The 25,142-nt window shown below is 43.0% G+C and carries 21 protein-coding genes and 2 tRNA genes; 14 read left to right on the top strand and 9 right to left on the bottom strand.

The annotated features are described in order from the left end of the window. Positions 1-59 precede the first annotated feature (59 nt). Positions 60-851 carry a diaminopimelate epimerase gene (gene dapF, locus ACFSQ3_RS04470; protein ID WP_380867898.1) on the bottom strand — a complete coding sequence of 264 codons (792 nt, stop codon included), beginning with the start codon at positions 849-851 and terminating at the stop codon, positions 60-62. Positions 852-1,062: 211 nt separating this feature from the next. Here dapF and ACFSQ3_RS04465 point away from each other — a divergent pair, with 211 nt between their 5' ends. The 5 genes from ACFSQ3_RS04465 to ACFSQ3_RS04445 all read left to right on the top strand — a co-directional run bounded on the left by ACFSQ3_RS04465 (position 1,063) and on the right by ACFSQ3_RS04445 (position 5,466). Further along, complete coding sequence (locus ACFSQ3_RS04465) at positions 1,063-2,610, top strand: Do family serine endopeptidase (RefSeq protein ID WP_380867895.1); 1,548 nt, start codon at positions 1,063-1,065, stop codon at positions 2,608-2,610. 513 nt (positions 2,611-3,123) lie between these two features. After that, the gene (locus ACFSQ3_RS04460) at positions 3,124-3,579 is read left to right on the top strand and encodes a low molecular weight protein-tyrosine-phosphatase (protein WP_380867893.1); all 456 of its coding nucleotides are present in this window, start codon (positions 3,124-3,126) and stop codon (positions 3,577-3,579) included. Beyond that, positions 3,579-3,926 carry a hypothetical protein gene (locus ACFSQ3_RS04455; protein WP_380867892.1) on the top strand — a complete coding sequence of 116 codons (348 nt, stop codon included), beginning with the start codon at positions 3,579-3,581 and terminating at the stop codon, positions 3,924-3,926. Before ACFSQ3_RS04460 ends, ACFSQ3_RS04455 begins: the two co-directional genes overlap by 1 nt. Next, complete coding sequence (locus tag ACFSQ3_RS04450; protein ID WP_380867890.1) at positions 3,910-4,680, top strand: peptidylprolyl isomerase; 771 nt, start codon at positions 3,910-3,912, stop codon at positions 4,678-4,680. Before ACFSQ3_RS04455 ends, ACFSQ3_RS04450 begins: the two co-directional genes overlap by 17 nt. Positions 4,681-4,698: 18 nt before the next feature. Next, on the top strand, positions 4,699-5,466 hold the full coding sequence (locus ACFSQ3_RS04445; protein ID WP_380867888.1) for an exodeoxyribonuclease III: 768 nt from the start codon (positions 4,699-4,701) through the stop codon (positions 5,464-5,466). Positions 5,467-5,472: 6 nt separating this feature from the next. On the opposite strand, the gene lipB is transcribed toward ACFSQ3_RS04445, so the two are convergent. The 4 genes from lipB to ACFSQ3_RS04425 are packed head-to-tail and all read right to left on the bottom strand — an operon-like array spanning position 5,473 to position 9,984. Beyond that, entirely contained in the window at positions 5,473-6,201 is a 729-nt protein-coding gene (lipB, locus tag ACFSQ3_RS04440; protein ID WP_380867885.1) for a lipoyl(octanoyl) transferase LipB, read from the bottom strand. Between the two features lie 31 nt (positions 6,202-6,232). Beyond that, entirely contained in the window at positions 6,233-7,426 is a 1,194-nt protein-coding gene (gene hflX / locus ACFSQ3_RS04435) for a GTPase HflX (RefSeq protein ID WP_380867883.1), read from the bottom strand. Between the two features lie 44 nt (positions 7,427-7,470). Beyond that, positions 7,471-9,576 carry an ATP-dependent DNA helicase RecG gene (gene recG, locus ACFSQ3_RS04430; protein WP_380867881.1) on the bottom strand — a complete coding sequence of 702 codons (2,106 nt, stop codon included), beginning with the start codon at positions 9,574-9,576 and terminating at the stop codon, positions 7,471-7,473. Positions 9,577-9,591: 15 nt separating this feature from the next. Further along, positions 9,592-9,984, bottom strand: coding sequence for a Rid family detoxifying hydrolase (locus ACFSQ3_RS04425; protein WP_380867879.1), 393 nt, complete (start codon positions 9,982-9,984; stop codon positions 9,592-9,594). A 128-nt stretch (positions 9,985-10,112) separates the two neighbouring features. Here ACFSQ3_RS04425 and ACFSQ3_RS04420 point away from each other — a divergent pair, with 128 nt between their 5' ends. The 9 genes from ACFSQ3_RS04420 (at position 10,113) to ACFSQ3_RS04380 (ending at position 20,838) form a co-directional block, all read left to right on the top strand. After that, positions 10,113-11,768 (top strand): glycoside hydrolase family 10 protein, encoded by a 1,656-nt coding sequence (locus tag ACFSQ3_RS04420; protein ID WP_380867876.1) that lies wholly within the window; start codon positions 10,113-10,115, stop codon positions 11,766-11,768. A 93-nt stretch (positions 11,769-11,861) separates the two neighbouring features. Then, entirely contained in the window at positions 11,862-13,103 is a 1,242-nt protein-coding gene (locus tag ACFSQ3_RS04415; RefSeq protein WP_380867875.1) for an exo-beta-N-acetylmuramidase NamZ family protein, read from the top strand. A 42-nt stretch (positions 13,104-13,145) separates the two neighbouring features. After that, the gene (gene murQ, locus ACFSQ3_RS04410; RefSeq protein ID WP_380867872.1) at positions 13,146-13,964 is read left to right on the top strand and encodes an N-acetylmuramic acid 6-phosphate etherase; all 819 of its coding nucleotides are present in this window, start codon (positions 13,146-13,148) and stop codon (positions 13,962-13,964) included. A 12-nt stretch (positions 13,965-13,976) separates the two neighbouring features. Further along, positions 13,977-15,485, top strand: coding sequence for a sodium:solute symporter (locus ACFSQ3_RS04405; RefSeq protein WP_380867870.1), 1,509 nt, complete (start codon positions 13,977-13,979; stop codon positions 15,483-15,485). Between the two features lie 63 nt (positions 15,486-15,548). After that, on the top strand, positions 15,549-16,364 hold the full coding sequence (locus tag ACFSQ3_RS04400) for a purine-nucleoside phosphorylase (RefSeq protein WP_380867868.1): 816 nt from the start codon (positions 15,549-15,551) through the stop codon (positions 16,362-16,364). A 99-nt stretch (positions 16,365-16,463) separates the two neighbouring features. After that, positions 16,464-18,443 carry a putative porin gene (locus ACFSQ3_RS04395; RefSeq protein WP_380867867.1) on the top strand — a complete coding sequence of 660 codons (1,980 nt, stop codon included), beginning with the start codon at positions 16,464-16,466 and terminating at the stop codon, positions 18,441-18,443. 222 nt (positions 18,444-18,665) lie between these two features. After that, complete coding sequence (locus ACFSQ3_RS04390) at positions 18,666-20,585, top strand: FUSC family protein (protein WP_380867865.1); 1,920 nt, start codon at positions 18,666-18,668, stop codon at positions 20,583-20,585. A 93-nt stretch (positions 20,586-20,678) separates the two neighbouring features. Then, positions 20,679-20,756 (top strand) — tRNA-Val (locus ACFSQ3_RS04385). 7 nt (positions 20,757-20,763) lie between these two features. Next, positions 20,764-20,838, top strand: a tRNA-Val gene (locus ACFSQ3_RS04380). 221 nt (positions 20,839-21,059) lie between these two features. Here ACFSQ3_RS04380 and ACFSQ3_RS04375 read toward each other — a convergent pair. From ACFSQ3_RS04375 to ACFSQ3_RS04360, 4 genes are all read right to left on the bottom strand, one after another. Then, on the bottom strand, positions 21,060-21,587 hold the full coding sequence (locus ACFSQ3_RS04375; protein ID WP_380867864.1) for a hypothetical protein: 528 nt from the start codon (positions 21,585-21,587) through the stop codon (positions 21,060-21,062). A gap of 232 nt (positions 21,588-21,819) precedes the next feature. Beyond that, entirely contained in the window at positions 21,820-22,794 is a 975-nt protein-coding gene (pfkA, locus tag ACFSQ3_RS04370; protein ID WP_380867863.1) for a 6-phosphofructokinase, read from the bottom strand. Positions 22,795-22,833: 39 nt separating this feature from the next. Further along, a complete protein-coding gene (locus ACFSQ3_RS04365; RefSeq protein ID WP_380867861.1) occupies positions 22,834-24,540 on the bottom strand; it encodes a protein-disulfide reductase DsbD family protein in 1,707 nt (568 codons plus the stop codon). A 79-nt stretch (positions 24,541-24,619) separates the two neighbouring features. Next, a complete protein-coding gene (locus ACFSQ3_RS04360; protein ID WP_380867858.1) occupies positions 24,620-25,072 on the bottom strand; it encodes a protein-disulfide reductase DsbD domain-containing protein in 453 nt (150 codons plus the stop codon). Between the last annotated feature and the right edge of the window lie 70 nt (positions 25,073-25,142).

Here is a 25,142-nt window from a genome sequence, read left to right as displayed (position 1 = left end):
AAACATTAGTGGTACTTGCTCGAAAAAAGACCACTAATATACTATTCTGCGATTACAGATTAAAATTCTCCGCGAAATACTTGTTGTGCCGGGCCGTGTAAGAAAACGTTGCGGAATTTTTGATCTTGCTTGTCAAAGGATATGCGTAATTGTCCGCCTAGAACGCGAATTGGAATGTCCTGATGCCCCTCGCGATTTTCTTTTAAAGCAACTGCCATAGCTACTGCGGTCGCGCCCGTTCCGCAAGCGAAAGTTTCATCTTCGACGCCACGCTCGAAGGTACGACAGAAATAAGCATCGCCTTCCTTCTCCACGAAATTTACGTTGATACCGTCTTTCGCATACGTCGTGTTATTTCGGATGGCATACCCAGCTTGATATACATCCACTTGCGCAAGTTCCTTAACGAAATCCACATAATGTGGAGAACCGGTTTGCAAAATATATGCGTCGCCATCTTTCTCGAAATGATCTACATCGATCATGCCTAGTTTCACTTGATTGCCTTCGATAGAAGCATGATGTATGCCATCAACTGCCATAAAGACAGTGTTTTCTGCTATGATTTCTAAATCGCGTGCGAAAGCAACAATGCAACGTCCACCATTCCCACACATGGAGCCGATTTGCCCATCCGCATTGAAATAAACCATCGTGAAATCGGTAGTTTCCCCGTCGTTATTTCCTTCTTCCAACAACATCAATCCATCAGCTCCAATTCCGAACCGACGATCGCACATCTTAGCAACTAATTCATGATTATTGGCATCAAAATCGCCGTTTCGATTGTCGATTAATACAAAATCATTGCCAGCACCCTGATATTTGAAAAATGGAATTTTTACGCTCATATCCTTTAAAATATGCTACAAATTTAATAATCTTGTTACAAAAGAAATGGTTTTGGTTAAATCTTGTTAAAAGCCGTTTTCAACCGATTCTGATTAACATTATTTAACTGACAAAACTTGTACCATCATGGCACATGGTATTACTTTTGACTTAAGCTGAATAACAGCGATTATAGTAAGAATTACAAATATTTCAACAATTAAACGTGTTATGAAAAAAATAGGAGCAACATTATTGATAGCGGCAGTGGGAGGGGCAATAGCACTGGGCGGCTACAAGCTCTTTGAAAACCGCCAATTGGATCGGATGACTTTTGAAGAGCAACAAAAGGTATATTATGCAAGCAATCCGGGTGCTGAAATTTTGTCATCAACTGGAAACCCAGATTTTACTCAAGCGGCTGCGGCAGTTACGCCGGGCGTAGTACATATCACCGTAACGTCAACGGCGAAAGGTTCGCAGCGAGGCGGTGCTCCCCGAGATCTTTTCGAAGAATTTTTCGGGATGCCGCAAGAACGCAGACAGCCGCGTCAATCGGTGGGTTCGGGTTCAGGGGTGATCATTTCTCCTGATGGATATATCGTCACGAACAATCACGTGGTGGAAGATGCCGATAAAATTGAAGTTAAATTAACGGATAAGCGCACATTTGAGGCGAAAGTAATTGGTCGCGATGCAAATACGGATTTAGCATTAATTAAAGTGAGCGGAAGCAATCTGCCAATTGTAAAATTAGGCGACTCGGATAACGTGCAGGTGGGCGAATGGGTGTTGGCAGTAGGTTATCCCCTTGGTTTGGAATCTACCGTAACGGCAGGTATTGTGAGTGCGAAAGGTCGTCAGATCGGTATTCTAGGTGAATCTCAGCAACAGCAGATGCCAAGAGGTTTTGGTAACCCACAGAATCAGCAGGAGCAGATGGTGAACACGGCAATCGAATCATTCATACAAACAGATGCGGTGATAAATAGAGGAAACAGTGGTGGTGCTTTAGTGAACGCGCGTGGTGAATTGGTGGCAATTAACTCCGCGATTGCATCGCCGACAGGTGTTTACGCAGGATATGGGTTTGCTATTCCAATTAATTTGGCGAAGAAGGTACTAGATGATTTTAAAGAATTCGGTAGCGTGAAACGTGGTTATATTGGTGTAACATTTACTGAGATTAATGAGGCGGCTAGAAAGGAATTCGGAATTGAAGAAAATTACGGCTTATATGTTCGCGACGTGGTCAAAGGTGGTGGAGCAGAAGCTGCCGGAATTCGCAGTGGTGACGTATTGACAAAAATCGAAGGTCGTACTATCGAATCCATGTCGGATTTGCAAGAGCGCGTAGCGAGATTACGCCCTAACGATAAAATTAAGTTGACCTACAAGCGCGACGGTAAAGAGAAGGATGTAACGGTAACCTTAAAAGGTGAAGAAATTAACAAAGCATCGAAAGATTCGGAAGAGGGATCGAAGAGCGGAGCGGAGATTTTCAATAAACTAGGTGCTAGCTTTGTTCCTGCAAATGACGCGAAGAAAAAAGAGCTCGGAGTTAACTCTGGAGTTGTCGTGGCTCAGGTTCACCGTGGAGGACTTTTCGAATATTTCGGGTACGAATCCGGATTGGTGATTACCGAAATTAACGGCAAACCGGTAAATAATGTAGATGAAGTGGAAAGTGCTTTGGGTAGTACGAAGCGTAATATGATCAGCATTGTGGCAGTACCAAGACGAGGTAGTATTCGCGAAGTAAATATTCCGTTGCAATAAAGTATAGTAAGTAGATAGTTCAATCCCAATAGACAGGCCTTCCCATTCGGGAGGGCCTTGTTGTTTTTTTGTTGATAGAGTTGATAAAGCTCATAGAGTTGAGATGTGAAGGCGTTAACGCGCGGTTAGAATTCTTTGTTTGAGAGAATGAGCTAGGGCTCATTTTATTAGTTCGTAAAAATCTACTTAACGTTTTGTCGCCGTTAGAGAATCCCGACCTAGCGTTCCGACTGCGTCCATCCGGACGAAAGAAATCCGTTAAGAACAAAAACCAGTCTGAGCGCAGCGAGTTTGTTTTTGTTTAGGATTTGTTTCGGATGGATAGCAGTAAGGAATGCAGTCTTGATTTTGCCAAACTTTTATCAAGAAAAGTTTGAAAAGATAGCGCCACCGCTCGTTCCTCGGATTCGCAATACTTAAATCTCACTTCTCAATACTCACATCTCAATTATAATATCTCCCTATAATGTAGTAATTTCGGTTCGATACCAAATACAGGGAATACGAACGAAAATGAAGATACTTATGGTATGTTTGGGTAATATCTGCCGATCGCCTTTGGCGCACGGTATTATGCAAACATTGATATCCAACGAGGGATTAGATTGGCAGGTTGATTCTGCCGGAACGGGAGATTGGCATGTGGGACAAGCGCCACATCATCGCTCCATCGCCACCGCAAAAAAGCACGGCATAGATATTTCTACGCAGCAAGCACAATGGTTCGAACCATCTATGTTTGATCGCTTCGATAAAATTTTAGTGATGGATAAGCAGAACTACAAAGATGTAATCCGTCAAGCCGAATCGGAGGAGCAAAAGGCAAAAGTCGCTTTGCTATTGCCGGAAGGCGAAGTGCCGGATCCGTATTTCGATGATACGCTGTTTGATCCTGTATATGAAATGATTGATCGGCGTGCACGCACGCTTGTAGAAGCTTGGAAAGCAGAGCTAAAGACAGCCAAATAATGAAAGCAGCAGAAGTGAATAGCAAATGGGCAAACTTGCAGCAAGTGTTGTCCAAACAATTCGATATGGATCTGCCAGATATCAAGGTGGTGCTATTTCTGATTGGCGTGCAGGAGTTAGGAAAAGGTCCGCAAGAGTTCTCTAAAAGACAAAAGGAGGAGCTGATGCATATAGCTACTTGTCGTTTGTTCAGCGCAATGGGATTCTATGAACTTAGTGGCTTAGATGAAGAAGGTTGGCCACATTGGGAATTGGTAAAACCCATTCCGAATTACACCCTATTGGAGCAAGAATTAATTATGAAATCCTTAATTATAGATTATTTTGAAGATGCACAAGTTATTTAAAAACGGTTTTTTGTTGCTTGCGGTTTTGTTGTGTACTACCGTAGTTGCCCAAACGCCACAACATTATTATGTGGAAATTAAAACAGACAAAGGAACGACCACATTGAAGTTATACAATGAAACGCCACTTCATCGCGATAACTTCGTGCGTTTGGTACGCGACGGTTATTATGATTCCCTGCTGTTTCATCGCGTGATTAACCAATTTATGATTCAAGGAGGCGATCCGGGATCCAAGTTCGCCGTGGATAAGCAAAGCTTAGGTGAGGGCGGTCCGGGTTACGAAGTGCCTGCCGAAATTTTGCCGACTATTTTTCATAAAAAAGGAACGATTGGCGCAGCGCGCGATAACAATCCAGAAAAAAAATCCTCGGGATCGCAGTTTTACCTAGTGCAAGGGCGTGTATTTACGCCTGCTGGTTTAGATTCGTTGGAAACGATGCGATTAAAGAAAAAGCTGACGCCGCAGCAGCGCGAAACATATACCACTGTTGGAGGAGTTCCGCATTTAGATGGCGAATACACCGTATTCGGTGAATTGATTAACAACTTGGATGTAGTCGATAATATTGCAAAAGTAGAAACGGATGATCGCGATCGACCAGTAAAGAACGAACGCATGGCTATGAGAACGTTAACGCGCGATGAGGCATTGCAAATTGAGCTCGGCGAAGTGCCAAAGCCATCATTTTTCAAGAGAATATTCTCGAAAGCACCATCGCAGGAATATACGCTCGAACCTAAAACGAAATAGCGAAGAACGCATTAGCACATGAAGATTGTTACTTACAATGTCAACGGCATTCGCGCCGCATTAAAAAAAGGTTGGCTAGATTGGTTGAAAGCGACCGCTCCCGATGTAATTTGTATTCAGGAAATCAAAGCTACGCCGGACCAAGTGCCTGAATTGGTGTACTTGGAACAGCTGGGTTATGAGCATTATTGGTATCCGGCGCAAAAGAAAGGATACAGCGGAACAGCGATTTTTACGCGCCGAACGCCGAAAAATATCGCTTACGGTTGTGGGCATGAAGATTATGATTTTGAAGGGCGCATGATTCGTGTGGATTTCGACGAAGCTTCTGTGATGAGTGTTTATTTCCCTTCGGGAACAACGGGAGATATCCGCCAAACTTTTAAATATCGCTTTCTGGATGATTTCCAAAATTACGCCAACGACTTGATCAAAGAATTACCCAAATTGGTAGTTTGCGGTGATTTCAATATCTGTCATCGTGCGATCGATATTCATAATCCGAAATCGAACGCGAATACTTCCGGATTTTTGCCGCAGGAGCGCGAATGGATGGAGCAATTTATCGAATCGGGATTCGTAGATTCCTTCCGCCACCTCAATCCGGAACCGCACAATTATACATGGTGGAGTTATCGCGCTGGATCGCGTGGTAAAAATTTGGGTTGGCGTATCGACTACAATATGGTTTCCGAAGCGTTAGCGCCACAAATCAAAGCGTCCAGTATTCTTTCCGAAGCGGTGCATTCTGATCACTGTCCGGTTTTGTTGGAATTGGATATCTAGAAAAACTTAGCTTAAGTCTGCAGTCGTGTCGGCTGCAGCACTTAATTCCATGTGGAACAAATTGGCAATGTGTGCGCGCAGTTTCGTTTTCACTTCCTCCACATCCACCTGATGACCTAACTCGCGTTGCATAGAAGTGACATCTTTGTCATCAATTCCGCAAGGAACAATGTGATTGAAATAGTTCAAATCTGCATTTACGTTGAATGCAAAACCGTGCATCGTCACCCAACGCGAAGCCCGGACGCCCATCGCACAGATTTTGCGCGCACGTTCATTATCCGCATCAATCCAAACACCCGTGAAACCCGGATATCTTCCGGCGACAATGCCATAATCTGCCAGCGTAAGAATAATTGCTTCTTCCAACGTGCGCAAGTATAAATGAATATCGGTAAAGAAATTGTCTAAGTCCAAGATCGGATAACCGATGATTTGGCCGGGGCCGTGATAGGTAATATCGCCGCCACGATTTATCTTATAAAAGGTTGCTTCGTGCTTTTTTAGGCCTTCTTCATCCAACAACAAATATTCCAAATGCCCACTTTTTCCCAACGTGTACACATGTGGATGTTCTGTGAAAATGAGGTAGTTCGGAGTGGGTAATTCGGTGCCATTCGTTCGGTTTTGCAATTTCACGTCCAATATTTCGTTGAAAATGGTTTCCTGACGATCCCAAGCTTCTTGATAATCCACCAATCCCCAATCCAAAAAAGCCGTTTTTTTGCTCTGCATAATTGTTCCCCTTTTCGCTACCCAATTAAGCTTAGTATAACAAGTTGTTGTATGGATAGCGAACGCTGTGAAGATCGCCAACCATTTCATACAATTTCGTACGGAATTCCTCTACATTGACTTTATCCGTTGCCGAAACGAAAATCGCAGGTGCCGCATGACGCGCCATCCAAGAATTCTTGAAATCATCCAAGGTTACTTTGATTTCTTCGCCGTTTTCGTCTTCTTGTACCGCAGGTTTGTATGCGTCAATCTTATTGAAAACCGTAAGAATTGGCTTATCTAGCGCATCCAAATCCTTTAGCGTTTCATTTACCGCGAGAATGTGATCTTCAAAACTGTCGTGTGAAATATCGACTACGTGAATCAGAATATCCGCTTCGCGCACTTCATCCAACGTCGACTTGAAACACTCTACCAAATGGTGTGGCAACTTGCGAATAAATCCTACCGTATCGGAAAGGAGGAAAGGTAAATTATCAATTACCACTTTACGCACCGTGGTGTCCAACGTCGCGAAAAGCTTGTTTTCAATCAAAACTTCCGATTTCGACAACAAGTTCATAATCGTCGATTTACCCACGTTGGTATATCCAACCAAAGCTACACGAATCAATTCTCCGCGATTCTTGCGTTGCGTTTCGTTTTGTTTGTCGATCTGCTGCAAACGCTCTTTCAGCAAAGAGATTTTGTTCAAAATCATTCGACGGTCACTTTCGATCTGACTTTCACCCGGACCACGCATACCAATACCACCGCGCTGGCGTTCCAAGTGCGTCCACATACGCGTTAAGCGAGGTAACAAATATTGCAATTGTGCCAGTTCTACTTGCGTTTTAGCTTGCGCTGTTTTCGCATGGTTGGCGAAGATGTCCAAAATCAGGTTGGAACGATCTAATATTTTAATTTTAAATTCTTTCTCTATGTTTCGAAGTTGCGAAGGCGATAGTTCGTCGTCGAAAACGACCATATCAATTTCTTCCGCTTCAATAAAGGATTTAATCTCATCCAGCTTTCCCGATCCTACAAATGTAGCGCGATCAGGCTTTGTTAATTTTTGCGTAAAAACGCCTTTTACAACTCCGCCCGCTGTCTGCACCAAGAAATCCAGTTCGCCCAAGTATTCTTGCGCTGTTTCTTCCGAAACGCCCTGTGAAATGACACTGACCAAAATGGCCGTTTCTTGTTTTGGGGCGGTATCGTATATTTTTGATTCTTTTGCCATTAATCTCTTCCTATCAACTTTGTAAAGTACAAAGATACCTATTTTTAAGAGATTTTATCCCAAGCGATAGCTGGGCCTTTTTGGGTAAGTTTAGCAAGTAATTGTTGGTGTGATGGCTGTTGCAAATCCGGGTCCTCTGCAAAAATGTGTTGAATGGTTTCTCGCACTTCTGTTAATAAAGCTTGATCGGTGCTGAGGTTGGCCATTTTCATTTCTAACACACCGGATTGTTGCGTTCCAGAAAGATCGCCCGGGCCACGTAATTGCAGATCAACCTCCGCAATCTTGAATCCGTCGTTGCTGTCTACCATCGTTTGCAATCTCGTACGCCCTTCTTTACTTAGTTTTTCGCCCGACATGAGGATACAAAAGGATTGTTCCGCACCACGGCCAACGCGTCCGCGAAGTTGGTGCAGCTGAGACAAGCCAAAGCGTTCCGAATTTTCAATGATCATCACGGAAGCATTCGGCACATTGACGCCCACCTCGATTACGGTTGTGGCTACCATAATCTGCGTTTCGCCTTTTACGAAGCGTTGCATTTCGAAATTTTTCTCTTTGACCGGCATCTTGCCGTGGACAATACTGATGCGGTAATCCGGCAGTGGGAATTCGCGCATCAGGTATTCTAATCCGGCTTCCAGATGCAGCAAATCCAGCTTTTCGCTCTCTTTGATCAGCGGATAAACGATGTAAATCTGCCGTCCTTTTTTAATCTCGTCGCGCATAAAACCAAAAACGCGCAAACGTTGTCCTTCGAAGAAATGCACCGTTTTGATGGGTTTCCTTCCAGCAGGAAGTTCATCAATCACGGAAATATCCAAATCGCCATAAAGTGTCATCGCCAGCGTGCGCGGAATGGGTGTTGCGGTCATTACCAGCATGTGCGGAGGAATAGTATTTTTCCGCCACAATTTCGCACGTTGTTCCACACCGAAACGATGTTGTTCATCAATGACCACAAAGCCAATGTTTTTAAATCTTACTTTATCCTCGATCAGTGCGTGCGTGCCAATCAAAATTGGTAGCGATCCATCTTCCAGCTTTTCGTGAATGCGCCGACGTTCTTTGGTCGGAGTCGAACCAGTCAAAAGGGCTATTTCGCATAAATTTTCACCCAATAATTCCTTGAGCCCGTGATAATGTTGGGTGGCCAAAATTTCGGTTGGCGCCATCATGCAAGCTTGAAAGCCGTTATCAATCGCTAACAACATGGCCATCAATGCGACAACGGTTTTTCCTGATCCTACATCGCCCTGCACTAATCGGTTCATTTGTGCTCCGGTATTGGTGTCGATGCGAATTTCTTTCATCACGCGTTTTTGCGCATTGGTCAACGGAAAAGGCAATCGCGTGTTGAAAAATGTGTTGAAATGGTTACCAACTTGTGTAAATCGGTGGCCTCGATATTTTTTGGTGTTCACTTGTTTGTTGCGTAACAAACGAAGCTGTATCCAAAATAGTTCTTCGAACTTCAACCGATGTACGGCGTGTTCGTAATTCGCTTGGTCGGGCGGAAAATGGATCCCTAACATCGCTTCGCGCAAACCGATCAACCGATGTTCTTTCCGGATATATGCTGGAATATCGTCTGGTAATGTAGACAATACGGTTTCTAACGCATGCGCAACAAGCTTCTGTAATCCTTTCGTATCAAGATTGAATTTTTTGAGTTTTTCCGTGGAAGAATAAACGGGTTGCAAAGTCTGATTGCCGATTTTCTTCTCCTTTGCTTGATACAATTCCATTTCCGGGTGCGTGATGGAAATCGCACCATTGAAAACGGTGGGTTTGCCGTAAACAACGTACGCGCTGCCCACTTGCAGGCTTTTTTTTAGCCAAGCAATCTGTTGGAACCAAACCAGCTCCATGATGCCGGTTTCATCCTTGAATTGCCCAACTAATCGCTTGGCACGCTTTTCTCCCACTTCTTGTAAAAGCATTAATCGGCCAAGCACTTGCGCGCCAAGCATTGATGCGTCCAGTTGCGAAACCTTAAAAAATTGCGTGCGATCCACGTAGCGAAAGGGATAGTGCTCCAGCAAATCGCCGATCGTAAAAATCTGCAATTCTTTTTTCAGCACATCCGCTTTTTGCGGACCGACGCCTTTTAAGTATTCAATAGGAGTGATTGCTGTTAATACAGCCATAAAATCGAGCGCGGATTAAACGGATTCTTTCCAAGCAATTACCGAAATCTCCACGTTCACATTTTTCGGAAGCGTTTTCACAGCTACCGTTTCGCGCGCCGGCTGATTGTCTACAAAATACTGTGCGTAAACGTCGTTGATAATGGTGAAATCATCCATGCTGCTGATAAAAATGGATGTTTTGACGACATCCTGAAAGCTGTATCCAGCATGCGCGAGAATCGTGGATACGTTTTTCAACACCTGGTGTGTTTCATCTTCCACTCCCGTCGCTACCAATTGCATGGTTTCTGGAATCAGTGCGATTTGTCCAGAAACATATAAGGTGTTTCCTGCTTGAACTGCTTGGTTGTATGGGCCAATCGCTTTCGGTGCTGCATCGGTGTTAAAAATCTTTTTTTCGGACATGATCTGTTTCTTGAAGTTCGTGAATGATGATAGGCGCAATGCCTAATGCTAAAGTACGACACCGTAAGAAAAAACTGAAATTTTTGGTAGATAAAACCGTAGTTTTGCTTGTTATGAACTTTTTGTATATGAGGCGATACGTTGGAATTCTTGCTGGGGTAATGGTGATGATGGTGCTGTTGTTTGCTTGTGGAAGCAAAAATCGGCGAAATAAAGTGTTGGTACGGCCGAATACGCAGGTAACTGGAGTTGCGGAAGAGCAACCAGAAACCGAAGGTCCGAAAGAGGCAACAGTTGTGAAAACAGATCGTGCGGCGGAAGTGGTAAAAGAAACAAAGGTTGCTGAAAAGCCCGTTCCCCAACCAATTCGTGTGCAGTTGCCGGCGGTAAATCGCGAATTTCGTGCAGCTTGGATTGCTACGGTAGCGAATATCAATTGGCCATCGAAAAATAATTTATCGACCGAAGAGCAAAAGCGCGAAGCCATTTCTTTGCTAAACTTATTGCAATCCAATAATTTCAATGCAGTGATTTTTCAAGTTCGTCCTTCGGCGGATGCGCTATATAATTCCAATTTGGAACCTTGGTCGTATTTCTTAACCGGAGAAACCGGAAGAAAACCTTATCCTTATTACGATCCGTTAGAATTTTGGGTGGAAGAAGCGCACAAACGTGGTATGGAATTGCACGTTTGGTTAAATCCATACCGCGCGCATCATAGTTCCGGCGGAAGCGTAAGTTCTGCATCATCGGTCCGCAAGTTTCCTGATAACACGGTTCGTTTAAAAAACGGCACCTATTGGTTTGATCCTGCCGATCAAACAACGCAAGATCACGCTTCTGCAGTGGTGCGCGATATTGTAAAACGTTACGATATTGACGGCGTTCATTTCGACGATTATTTCTATCCGTATGCTACCTATAACGGTGGAGCGGATTTTCCGGATAATAGAACCTGGAATGCTTATCGCCAAAGCGGAGGAAATCTTTCGCGTGCGGATTGGCGGAGAGATCATGTCAATCGTTTCATCAAACGCGTGTATGGTGAAATAAAAGCAGAAAAGAAACATGTGAAATTTGGTTTGAGTCCGTTCGGGATTTGGAAGCCGGGGTATCCGGCTGGAATTACGGGTTCTTCACAATATGATGAGTTATATGCGGATGCAAAATTGTGGTTGAATGAAGGTTGGGTGGATTATTTTGCTCCGCAATTATATTGGGCGATTGATCCACCACGTCAAAGTTTTCCGGCGTTATTGCGCTGGTGGCAATCAGAGAATCGCCATAACCGCCATTTGTGGCCAGGATTGAATACGGTCGAAGTGCGCACCGCGGATCGCCCGACAGAAATTGTGCGTCAGGTGGAATTGGCACGCGAGATACTGCCGAATAGCCAAGGTGTAATCCACTGGAGCATTGCCGGTTTGACGAAAAGTCCGGCTATGGTAAGTGCATTGGCAAATGGACCATATAAGGAGAAAGCTTTGGTGCCTGCTTCGCCTTGGTTGCAAACGGAGCAATTAGAAACGCCAACCTTGTTGTTGACGAAAGAGAAATCGGGAAGCATATTTTCGAAATGGCAACATCGCGCTCCGGAAAAGGTTAACCATTGGGTGGTTTTCGCACAATATGGTAATCGTTGGGAATACAAAATCTACGATCAAGATATTACCTCGTTTGAGTTTTCTCCGAAGAAAGATGGACAGGCCTTGAAAGTTATTGCGGTGCAAGCCATTGATCGGATTGGCAATGGAAGCGATTACGTTGCGTACGACGTGAAATAATTTGAGTTGGTTTTCGCCTTCGGCTCGATTCGCAAATACGAACAGGTTTTAATATCTTTAGAGCATACTACCCGAACGTAAAAACTATAAACGATGCATATCCGCCGAATCATTCTCTTTGTGTGCTTAACTGCTTGGTTGCAGGTAAGCTGTTCGCCGAAATCGAATAAGCCTACGGCTGATGGAGATTTGCCGACGACAGATTCGGTAAAAACGGAGGTCGCAAAGTTGTTGACAGGTGCTGATCAAACCGAAGCCTATTTGCCGTTATTGAAAGGAAAGAAGGTCGGATTGATGGCCAATCAAACTTCCGTTGTCGGCGATAGCTTGATACATTTGGCGGATTACTTGTTGGCAGAAAAAGTTGACCTTAAATTCGTTTTTGCTCCCGAACATGGTTTTCGAGGAGAAATCGAACGGGGCGAAAAGGTCGATAATGAAGTAGATGCAAAAACCAAATTGCCGTTGCACAGCTTGTACGGTGGCAACGAGAAGCAAGATGAAATTGTGCAAAGCATTGATGTCATGATTTTCGATTTACAGGATGTTGGCGCCCGTTTTTATACCTACATCACTTCTTTGCATCGTGTCATGGAGCTTTGTGCGAAGCACAATAAACTGTTGATTGTCTTGGACAGACCAAATCCTTGTGGTGACCAAGTTGATGGACCAGTGCGTTCAAGCGATAAATTCAAAACTAATGTTTCTTTCCATAAAATTGCGATGGTGCATGGTTTGACGATCGGTGAGTTAGCAAAAATGATTAACGGCGAAAAATGGTTGGAAAATAACCGAACCTGTGATCTGACGGTAATTCCGGTTCAGGAATACACACATAGCACACGCTATGAATTGCCTGTAATTCCGTCGCCTAGCTTACCAAATTATCTTTCCGTCAGACTGTATTCCTCGCTGTGCTTGTTCGAAGCCACTGATTTTTCTATTGGTCGGGGCACGGATTGGCCATTTCAAGTGGTCGGCTATCCGGATGTAATCTTTGGTGATTTTCATTTTGTTCCGGGAGAAAAATCGGGCATGAGTAAACATGTGGAAGGAAAAGATCAAACGAATTACGGCATTGATCTTCGTGATGTCGATCCCGATCAGCAGCAATTTACGCTGAAATATGTGTTGGATTTTTACAAAAAAATGCCCGATAAATCGAAGTTCTTCGCACGCCCGGAATTCTTCGACCAACTTGCTGGAACGGATGTTTTAAGAAAGCAAATTGTGCAAGGTTTGTCGGAAGATGAAATCCGAGCATCCTGGAAACCGGAGCTTGACGCCTACAAAACAATGCGAAAAAAATACTTGCTGTACCCAGATTTCGAATAAGTAATTCTGATGTGTTAATTAACGAATTTTAGTAATCCATTTATGATAAGAACAACCGAAAAAGAATCTAACCATCAACATCTTGATCAAATGTCGACCTCCGAAATTCTTTCGGGAATTAATCAGGAAGATCGATCGGTTGCCGATGCAGTAGCGCAGCAAATTCCGCAGATTGAGCGCTTGGTAGATGCGGTCGTGGCAAAGATGAATGATGGCGGTCGGATGTTTTACATCGGCGCAGGAACGAGCGGTCGCTTAGGCATTTTGGATGCTTCGGAATGTCCGCCGACGTTCGGTGTTCCCCACGATTGGATTATGGGTTTGATTGCGGGAGGAGATACAGCAATTCGTCGCGCTGTCGAAAATGCGGAAGATGATGCGGAGCAAGCTTGGCAGGATTTATTGGAGTATAATATCACCGATAAAGATGTTTTGGTGGGAATTGCCGCTTCTGGAACTACGCCGTATGTAATCGGCGGGCTAAAGCGAGCGAATGCGGAAGGTTTGGTTACGGGTTGCATCGTTTGCAATTCGGGGTCGCCGATCGCTGCTGAAGCGCAGTTTCCGATAGAAGTGATTGTTGGCCCTGAATTCGTCACCGGTTCCACCCGAATGAAATCCGGGACAGCGCAAAAGCTTGTTTTGAATATGTTAAGCACGGCCGTGATGATTAAGCTTGGTCGTGTCAAAGGAAATAGAATGGTTGATATGCAGCTTTCCAACCACAAATTGGTCGAACGTGGCGTTCAAATGGTGATGGAGCAAACTGGGAAGAACGAGGAAATTGCACGGGAACTATTGTTGCGTTACGGTAGTGTCCGAGCCGCAGTTGACCATGTGGAACATTTATCCAATCAATAATATCTCGCCATTATGTCGCCTATTATTCTCCTTTGTTTTTTGATCGCCTATTTCGGCGTATTGCTTTCTATCGCGCATTTTACTTCGAAAAAATCTTCCGATAATTCCACATTCTTTGTGGCCAATAGAAATGCAAAATGGTACATGGTTGCTTTCGGTATGATAGGAACGGCACTTTCGGGTGTAACTTTTATTTCCGTTCCCGGGGCCGTCGGTGCAAATAATTTTAGCTATTTCCAATTTGTCTTGGGGAATGCATTGGGGTTTGTACTGATCGCGTACGTATTGCTTCCGCTATATTATCGTCTCAACTTAACATCGATTTACACCTATCTCGAGGAGCGTTTAGGCGTGAAAAGCTATAAAACTGGTGCAATGATTTTCTTGATTTCGCGTACAATCGGTTCGGCCTTTCGTCTGTATTTGGTAGCGATTATCTTGCAGAAGTTCATCTTTGATGCTTGGAATGTGCCGTTTATCGTTACGATAGCGATGTGTTTGCTGCTGATTTGGTTGTACACCAACAAAGGCGGTTTGAAAACCATCATCATTACGGATATGTTGCAAACATTTTTCCTATTGCTTGCGGTGGTTTTGTCCATTTATTTTATGGCGGATGGTTTGGGTATTTCCTTGTTGGAAGCATTCGAAACGGTTAAGCAAAGTTCCTATGCGCAGATTTGGGTGATGGAAGATTTTCTCGGATCGCGCAATCATTTGTGGAAACACATTATTGGTGGCGCTTTCGTTACGATCGCCATGACAGGATTAGATCAGGATTTGATGCAAAAAAATCTAAGCATGCGTACCATCGGCGAAGCACAAAAGAATATGCTGACCTTCACCGGAATTTTCATTGTCATCAATCTGTTTTTCCTTTGCGTCGGCGCGTTGCTTTACATTTATGCTGCAAAAAATCAAATTGATCTGACCGCTTTGCGTACACCAGATTACTTATATCCGGAGATTGCCCTAAATTACCTGACCGTGCTACCGGGCATTATTTTTATGCTCGGATTGACTGCAGCAACGTTCGCTACGACCGATTCCGCATTGACAGCGCTTACAACTTCTTTCTGTGTCGATTTCTTAGCTTTTAACAAGAAAGCTGATCCGAATGCACCGCAATTGATTCGTCAAAGGAATTATGTTCATGCCGGTTTTTCGGTGATTATGTTGGTCGTAATTATGGTATTCCGGATTGTCAATGATGATTCTGTGGTAAATGCGATTTTTACAGCAGCAGGTTATACGTATGGTCCACTTCTGGGATTATTCGCTTTCGGGATTCTTACTAAAATGCGCGTTCGCGATCAACTTGTTCCCTGGATCAGTTTGGTTTCTCCAACGATTATTTATTTAGTTATCAACACGAATTATCTGTTTGATTTAGGAAGTTACAAGGTAGGTTTCGAACTAATTATTTATAATGGTTTGCTCACTTTCTTATTACTATTGCTTACCTCACCGGGAAAAGTTCCAGAGCAAACCAGCGAACGAGAAATTGTTCCACAACGATAGAAGGAAGGGTTTCCAGTAGAAGATCAATCCCCATTTATTTCACATAATAATAGAGCATCACAAATGCACGATAGCTACAACGAAACATTAACATATATCCGACGGAAGATCGGCGATTTTGAGCCAGAATTCGGAATTGTGTTGGGTACAGGATTGGGTAAGTTGGTTAACGAAATTACCATCGCTCATCAATTGATGTATGCCAATATTCCGAACTTTCCGATATCGACCGTTGAATTCCATTCTGGGAAACTCGTTTTTGGTGAGCTGAATGGTCGACGTGTTGTAGCAATGCAAGGAAGATTGCATTATTATGAAGGATATGATATGCAGGAAATCACATTTCCAATTCGTATCATGAAGCTTTTGGGGATACAGAAATTGTTTCTTTCTAATGCTTCTGGATCGTTAAATCCTGAGATTAAGAAAGGCGATTTGGGGATTATTGAAGATCATATTAATCTTTTGCCTGATAATCCGCTTCGTGGTGGAAATAATAGTGATTTCGGTCCACGTTTCCCTGATATGAGTCGCCCATACGATGAAAAGATGATTCAACAATCCACAAAGATTGCTAATGAATTAGGTTACAGAACGCATAAAGCGGTTTACGTCGCCGCTTCTGGTCCCAATTTGGAAACACGTGCGGAATATCGATACATGCGTATCATTGGCGGAGATATTGTGGGGATGAGTACCGTTCCGGAAGTGATTGTTGCCAATCACATGTCGTTGCCCGTCTGTGCAATATCGGTGGTTACGGATGAGGGTTTTCATGCGGACTTGCAACCTGTATCACTGGAAGAAATTGTCGCCATTGCTGCGGAAGCAGAACCAAAGTTGACGACATTGTTAAAAGAACTGATTGTCTTGCAATAATTTGGGGCATTAGATGTATTTTTGTGGCAATTTGTCGGTAGCTATTAAAAGATGATATTGTTGTTGAGGCGGTTTCTTTTGTTGTTTGTTTTGTGCAGTTTGTCTGCAGTTACGTTTGCGCAGGAAGATTTTAGCTCCGAATTGGATTCAGCTCGTTTGGCGGAGGACAACAAAAAGGATTCGGTTACGTTTTCGGCGAGATATGTGCGCTATACCACACTAGCTGCGCTAAAACAACGCACGCAAACTTTTCAGATTGATACGACTCACCACAATTTTCAGTACTACAACAAACAAAATCTTCCTTGGAATCCGTCCATCCATCTCGGGTCGTATGGATTAGCGACACGAGATTTATTGTTCAACCCGAATAAAAGCATCGGGTTTCAACCCGGTTATTACGGCCTAGAACGGTATCTCATCAAGGCCGATTCGGTGCAATATTATCGAGCCCGAGCGCGGTATTCGGAGCTTTATGCAGTAGGTTTTTTCTTTGATGATCAAATCTTTCGTGCAAAATTGGCGCAAAACGTTCATTCTCGATTGAATATTGGTGCGGAATATAATGCTGCCAATACCGATGGATTTTATCAAAACCAGCAATATAGCGATCGAAAGGGAAGTGTTTTTTCTTGGTACGAATCACCGAATTTGCGTTACAATCTCTTGACGAACTTCACGTTTAACACCTTGGATGCATCGGAAAACGGCTCGATTGTGAACGATCGGGTATTCATAGATACCGAGGGAAGTAGAGGTTCGCAGAGTGAATTGCCGAAGTTGGCGCAAACCAACGCCAATCGGCCGCGGAACAAATGGAAGGATATTGGTTTTTTCATGCGCCAATCGTATTATTTGGGAAGGATTGATACGATCAACAAGAATTTGCCGGAAATGGAAGTTCGGCCAACCAATGTGGTCGCGCATAATACTTATCTGCGCAATCGTCGATATTTGTTTTTCAAAAATGAAGCGGATGCTTATGGTGTTTTCCCGCTGAATAATATGGATTTGGTGGGTGATACGACCAGCGTAACCACATTGACCAACGATTTTTCGTACAGCTTTTATTTACGCAGTCCTTCTTTAGCAAACGAAATCAAATTAGATTTAGGTTTTCAGAATGATTTGATTTGGTATGGAGAAAGTAGGCAAGGCGGATTTAACGATTTAGTATCCACAAATGATACTACGTATCGCACATTCTTTCAAAATAGCATGGTAAAAGGAAAGCTCGGTTATCAGTTTTCTGATCGTTTGGATGTGAGTTTAGGCGTTAATCAAATTATCTTAGGGGAAAACTTTGGCGATTTCTTATACGAAGCGCAAGCCAATCTTTCAGCAGGGGATAATCTCGGTCAAATTCAAATCGGCGCTTATACGCAAAATAAATCGCCCGAAATGATCTTCCAACGTGCCAACCTGTCGTATCATCAATGGCGACCGGAGAATACCAATTTCAATAATACGAAAACCCAAAATTTGTCTTTTGCGTATGTCAATCCGAAGCTGGGTTTCTCGGGTAAAGCAGAATATTTCTTGATGAATGGCTTTTTATATTTCCGAGAAGTGGATAATCCGGATGATTTGCCAGCATTAAATCGACAAATCACGCCTTCGCAACATGGCTCCTTGAATATGTTGAAGTTGACGCTGTCACAGAACTTTAACTTCCGTAAGTTTCATTTAGACAATCGGGTGGTTTATCAGAAATCGGATGCTATGGATATTTTGGCAGTTCCCGAATTGTACACGTGGCATAGTTTCTATTACGCGGATATCTTGAGTGAAGTGTTAGATTTCCGATTGGGATTGGATGCAAGGATGAATACGCCGTTTCGTAATCCTTCTTATGCGCTAAACGCCGGACAGTTTTACAATGCAAACACCGATATTGAATTCTCAACCTATCCGATTTTTGATGTTTGGGCTACCGCCAACATCAAACGCGTGAACCTATTTATTAGCTATAATTTCCTTAACCAAAACTTCTATCCAAACGGATATTACACCGTGAGAAGGTATCCAATGCAAGATGCAAACGTTCGCTTCGGTATTTCTTGGAAATTCTACGATTAGCATTTCTATCACTGCCTGATTTTCAAGTATTAAGTCATATTTACTACATCTGCCCCACAGCTGGCTAGAATATTGTAGTAAGATGTGTACTTTTGCGATCAAATGATAAATATTCAGAATTTTATTTCACGATTATTAACTAAGTCGAAACATAAATTTGTTTTTAATAATTTTCACTTATTTATTTTTGGAGAACACGGAAGCGATGCTTTAAGAAATACGTTGGCTACGGTTTTACCGGGTTTACTGCTATTTTATTACGGACATTTGGAAGAAGGTGTTTTGCTCGGGCTGGGATGTTTGTTTGCATCGTTGACCGATTTGCCGGGTACTCGTCGAGATAAATGGATTTCTGCACTTTGGACGATTCCGTTATTTAGTCTTACTGCGTTCATTACAGCCAGCTCTTTGGCGCTCCCTTTCTCACTGATCGTTTGGTTAGTGGTCGCTGCATTCAGTTTTACCATGATTGCGGTTTACGGCGCACGATTCTCTGCAATAGGATTAATGGGGCTAGTGTTAGTAACGTTTACGGTGGGGTTATGGCCCGAAAATCCGCTTAAATATGCATTGTATATTGGTGCTGGAGTAAGTGTTTATTTTGGTATAAGCATGTTGCAGGCGTTGCTTTTCCCTTATCGATCTTTGCGTTACGCCATGGCTGATAGCTACCATCGAATGTCGATTCTGCTCAGAAACAAAGCACAGTTTTATGATGATCAGATCTCCTTGGAAGATGCTTATAAACAATTAGGGAATTTGCATTTGGTCGTCAGTGAACAACAGGAACATGTGCGTTCATTGCTATTACGAGAGCGTCGATTAATCGATCCGCAATCAAAAACAGGAAAATTTTGGTTACAGCAAATTCTTGGTGTTACCGATCTTTACGAGTTGCTAACGGCATTAGATCACGATTATGATGCTATTCGACAACGACTGATGCTTTATGATGTATTGCCGCAAATTCGCGCGATGATCCTGCTATTAGCGGATGAGGTCGATTATCTGTCGTGGAAAAGTGCCGGAAGTTTGCGGTTGTCCAAACGTATATCGAAGGATCACGAAATTCAACATATTCTAGCACGGCTTTCTGAGGTTGTAAATAATATGTCGAACGACGATGGGGAGATTTTGCGCGCAACAATTAGGAATACGGAACATATTTTGGCGTGTATTCAGCGTGTACGAACTGTGTTGAGGGAGGAAGGACGAACTGATAGCGTTGTCGAGCGTTTTCGGTATGAAAGTTTTGTACATGCTACGCCAAAAGGATTTTCGGCAATTCGCAAGCAGTTTTCTTTTAGAAATGCGATTTTTCCATTTGCACTTCGTTTGGCCTTACTTTTTGGAATCGGAGGAACGATCGGATTATTCTTGCCGGAATACCATTACACGTATTGGATCTTGATTACCTTGGTGGTGGTAGCGCGACCAAGCTATGCGATCACAAACCGTCGAAACAGCCAGCGCATAGTTGGTACTTTATTAGGCGTTTCCATTGGCTTCCTATTTATATTACTTCTGCCTTCGCCAGGAATTCTGTTGCTTTTAGCCATGTTTGGTTTGTTCGGATTCTTTTTCTTTAACCGTATTGATTATATGTTGAGCGTGATGAGTCTAACTCCTGCAATTGTGATAGCTTTGCATGTTTATGAAGGTGGTATAGCGGATATTTTAGGAAGTCGGGTTGTTTTTACGCTGATCGGCTGTTTATTGGCCTTTCTCGGTTGGTTTTTTATTCCTGTTCGACAAAGTCGAAATTTGTTAGCATTGGCTGAGGATGTCGTGGTTAAAAGTGAACAGTATGTCGATTTGGTAATGGATCGCACGCGCGGAACAAATGTAGAATCGAATGATATGCGCTTGGCGCGGAAAATGGCGCATGGTGCTTTGGCTAGCTATTCGGCAGCGTTGGATCAGGTGCGCCGAGAACCCGGAAGCAGAAAGCGAAACTGGAGTAGTTTCTACGAATTTCATTCACTCGCGTATCGGTTAAATTCACTTACTGTCGGATTATCGGTAGCCACAAACAACGTAGAACGCGCTCCGCAATCAGAAAGTATACTGTTGCCAAGAACGGCACATGTGAGCGCGCTACAAGCCGATTTGGGAAAAATGATCGAAAATTTATCTCGCTGATAATCCGATGGATGGATATTTTATTTATGAAATATCTGTGAATTGTTTTGAAAGTCGGAATTTAGACCTATATTTGCACACGCAATCGCAAAAGGAGAATTAGCTCAGCTGGTTCAGAGCACCTGCCTTACAAGCAGGGGGTCACTGGTTCGAACCCAGTATTCTCCACCAAAGATTCGGAGGATTAGCTCAGCTGGTTCAGAGCACCTGCCTTACAAGCAGGGGGTCACTGGTTCGAACCCAGTATCCTCCACACCCAAAGCATCAAGAAATTGATGCTTTTTTTGTTTATAGGAATTTTGAAATGTTTCGGGGTTTATTTATATGAGTTTTTGGAGAAATAAATTGCGACATCCTTGCGAACCTAAAGCAATCTCCAAGAGTCTCGACAGTTGCTAATAGATTAGATGTTCCATTCTCGTATTCTTGATTCGATTTAAATGTTTTATCAAACAAATTTTGCCAACATTTTTCCTAGAAACAATAAGCAAATCCGGTATTCACGTAAATTCCGATCCCATCGTTCGAGATTGATTTCGACGCTATTGCAGGGCCAACTTTAAAGTGATATTGAATCTTCGATTTCCCAAGCTGGCGATTTAAGCCCCAAAACGGCGAAATGAGATAAACGAAGTTCGACCTTTCAGCAGCTCCATTCAAAACGTGAAAGCCTGTTATGAAATCCGCTCCGATTATATTTCCACTATTTAAATCCGTATTTCTTTGTTTCTCAGTTCTTCGCAACCTATCGTAGTAGTATGCGTAAGATAATCTTGCTGATGGGCGTACATGTATTTTGACATCAGAACCTATAAAATAATCAGCCATCATTCCCACGCCTAATTCTGCCGACTGATTTTTTGCAATAGGTTGTTCTCTGCTTATATACAACCCGGTTACAAAAACATCCAAGCTTGCTTTGTTTTGAGGAAGTATTTCTTGGGCGTAACACGCAACAGTATAAAGAATGGATAGGGTAAGAATGATGAAGGCTCTGGTCATTAGGGTGAAATTTTCAACAAAACTACGCCAAAACTTTTAAGTTTCCTATTGCTATGACTTTATTGAAGCAACTAATTTATTTTGTTTTTTGGCGATGTATTAAATTCGGACTTTGTGTATGTTTATTAGGATTCAAATTGGTTCCCATGGAGCTATTAAGCTATCCATCTCAAATCAAAACGGGTCGGCTTATTCACTAAACCGACCCGTTTTAAAATTCCTAAAACACGCATTACAACGATAAAATCTCAACGATGCGTGTTAGGTTATCATTTACTTGTTTGATGTGCTTGATGGCTTTCTCAAACGGTGTGTATTGAATCTGTCCACAAATCAATCCGGCCATTTCGCCTCGGCGACCTTCAATCAATCCTTCCACAGCTGCTACGCCCAATCGGCTTGCCAAAACGCGGTCCATACAAGTTGGTTTACCGCCACGCTGGATATGTCCTAAGATAGAAACGCGAACATCGTAGTGCGGGAAGCTTTCTTTGATTTTATCCGCGACAACTAAACCGCCTTCGTCATCACCTTCAGCCACGATGATAATACGTGATGATTTGTTCGAACGTGATTTGTCCAAACGTTTCATAATCGCATCGTAATCCACTTTTAATTCTGGAATCAACACCGCTTCTGCACCGGTACTAATGCCAGAACGCAAAGCAATTAGACCAGAATCGCGACCCATCACTTCCACAACGAACACGCGATCGTGAGATTCTGCCGTGTCACGGATTTTATCCACCGCGTCCACTACCGTGTTGATCGCCGTATCATAACCAATCGTAAAATCTGTTCCGGCTAGATCATTATCGATCGTTCCAGGCATACCGATAATTGGAATATCGAATTCTTCAATAAATTTAGAAGCGCCCGTAAAAGTTCCATCGCCACCGATCACCACCAAAGCATCGATGCCAAAATCTTTTAGATTTTCGTACGCTTTTTTACGGCCTTCATACGTGCGGAATTCATCGCTGCGCGCTGTTTTCAATACTGTACCGCCGCGTTGGATAATATTTGCAACAGATTTGGCGTCCATCGCAAAGATGTCTTTGTTTACCAAGCCATCATATCCACGGCGCACGCCGAACATGTTCAAACCATGATAAATACCCGTACGAATTACCGCACGAATACCTGCATTCATTCCCGGAGAATCTCCTCCAGATGTCAATACTCCTATATTTTTAATTTGACTCATCAAAAAATGTTTAAAAGGCAATAACCTGCATACACAAGATTATTTGCCGGCTTTAAAAGCATCAATTCCGCTCTGTAAATACGCCGCATAGCTACCGATATCGTAGTTTGCTCCGCTCGGTGGAATTAACACTTTACCTTCTGTATCTACAATCACATACAGCGGTTGTGAATTGCTGTTGAAACGATCTGCTTGGAAATCACTCCATTTATTGCCGATCGTTTTTATCTGTTTTCCGCTGTAGGTAGATTTGTACTGCTCACCCTTTGGAAGCTCCGTCCGATCGTCAACGAATAACTCTGCCATCACGAACTCCTCACGCAAAATTTGCGCAACCTTTGGATCGGTCCACACATTCGCTTCCATTTTGCGGCAATTTACACAATTCCATCCTGTAAAATCGATTAATACCGGTTTGTTTGCTTCTTTCGCTGCCGCTAAAGCTTCTTCGTAATCGTAATAAGGATCAAATCCTTTTGGAGTACCACGTTCGTGGAAAATCTCGTAATATTTTTTCTTGACAGAATTAGCTGAACCGGATGGCGTAATTTGTCCTACTCCGGTGCTCAAATCAAAATCCTGCGTTGCGCTTGGAGGTAAGAATGCTGAAATGGATTTCAATGGCGCACCCCAAAGTCCGGGAATCATATACACCACGAAAGCAAATACGACTGTAGCGAATAGCGTACGTGGTACGGAAAGATGATCTAAAGGGCTATCGTGTGAGAACCGAATTTTGCCAATCAAATAAAGTCCCATCAAACCGAAGATGGCAATCCATAATGATAGGAAAACTTCGCGATCGAGCCAATTCCAATGGTAAGCCAAATCCACATTCGATAAGAATTTAAGCGCTAATGCTAGTTCTAGAAAGGCCAGTACAATCTTCACGCTATTTAACCATCCGCCGGATTTTGGCATCGATTTCAACATGGATGGAAATACTGCGAACAATACAAATGGAATTGCTAGAGCAATCGCAAAACCAAGCATTCCTACAGCCGGGCCAAGGCGCTCGCCTTTCGAAGCTGCTTCAACCAACAATGTGCCGATAATCGGCCCAGTACATGAAAAGGAAACCACAGCCAAGCTTGCGGCCATAAAGAACAATCCGATGAAGCCGCCTTGATCCGATTTTGCATCGATTTTATTGACAAAAGAACTTGGTAAGGTCAATTCGAAGGCGCCAAAGAAGGATGCGGAGAAAAACACCAAAAGCAAGAAGAAAAAGAAGTTAAATATGCCATTGGTGGATAATGCGTTCAGTGCATCCGATCCGAAAGTGATCGTGATGAGCATTCCAAGCGCTACGTAGATAGCAATGATGAAAATACCGTATAGCAAAGCTTGTGAAATGGCTGCTCCGCGACTTTTCGATTGTTTTGTGAAAAAACTCACCGTAAGTGGAACCATCGGGAAGATACAAGGCATAATAAATGCCGCAAAACCACCTAGTAGCCCAGCAATAAAAATACCCCAAAGCGATTGCTTTTCGTCCGTTTGTGCAGCAATCTTTTGCGGCTCTTCGGAAGTTTGGTCTGCCACGGATGTCGTATCCTCACCATCTTCGAATTGCAAATCGGAAGGAACTTCTACCATTTCTTCGCTTGTTTCGTCAGCTGGGGCCTCGGAAAATTCTACATCATCAAATGGAATAAGTGTATCCTGCGCTTGAAGGCTATTTGCCGATAAGAATACGCTGGAAACAATATAAAGGACGGTAAAAAAAGGAATTAAGCGCTTCATATCAATATTTCGAAAACGTCGTAAAAATAAAAAAAAGGCAGATAAGACTGCCTTTTATATAAAGATAATTACACAGATGTTATTTTATCGTGACAGCAAAGCTATATTCATCCGGTGGCAAACATCTTGTTTTATCACAAGACATAAAGTCGACCGTTCCGGAGATTTTAGTCGGTTTTTTGCTGTTTAGTTTTACTTTTTGCTGGAAAACTACCTCGCCGTTGTGATAAGCAACATCCATCTTAAATACGTCTTCGTATTTAGATTTCGGTTTTGGTTCCAACGTTTTGCCATTCAGCGTGTAATCAGCTGACTTTGCAAAGTTGAATGATGTAGCTACCGGACCACCACTTGGCACGGAAATACTGTAAATATGCCATCCGTTTTCAATGGTCGCCTTAATAAAAACAACGGCTTCGTTGTTATTAAGCTTCTTCGTCGCCACGCTCCATTTTACAGGTTCGTGAATTTGACTAAATGCTGCCGAAAAAGCGAAGAATAATAGTGTGAATGCAAATAAGGTCTTTTTCATCTTGTTGAAATCTTATTGTGTTTTGCTTTTTATAGACCGTGCGAGAACGGATTAGTTTAACTCTGCTGAC

It is taken from the genome of Sphingobacterium corticis, assembly GCF_042684745.1.
Taxonomy (GTDB): Bacteria; Bacteroidota; Bacteroidia; order Sphingobacteriales; family Sphingobacteriaceae; genus Sphingobacterium; species Sphingobacterium corticis.
The sequence above is the reverse complement of the archived record's forward strand: the minus strand, read 5'-3'. Positions and strand labels throughout refer to the sequence as shown.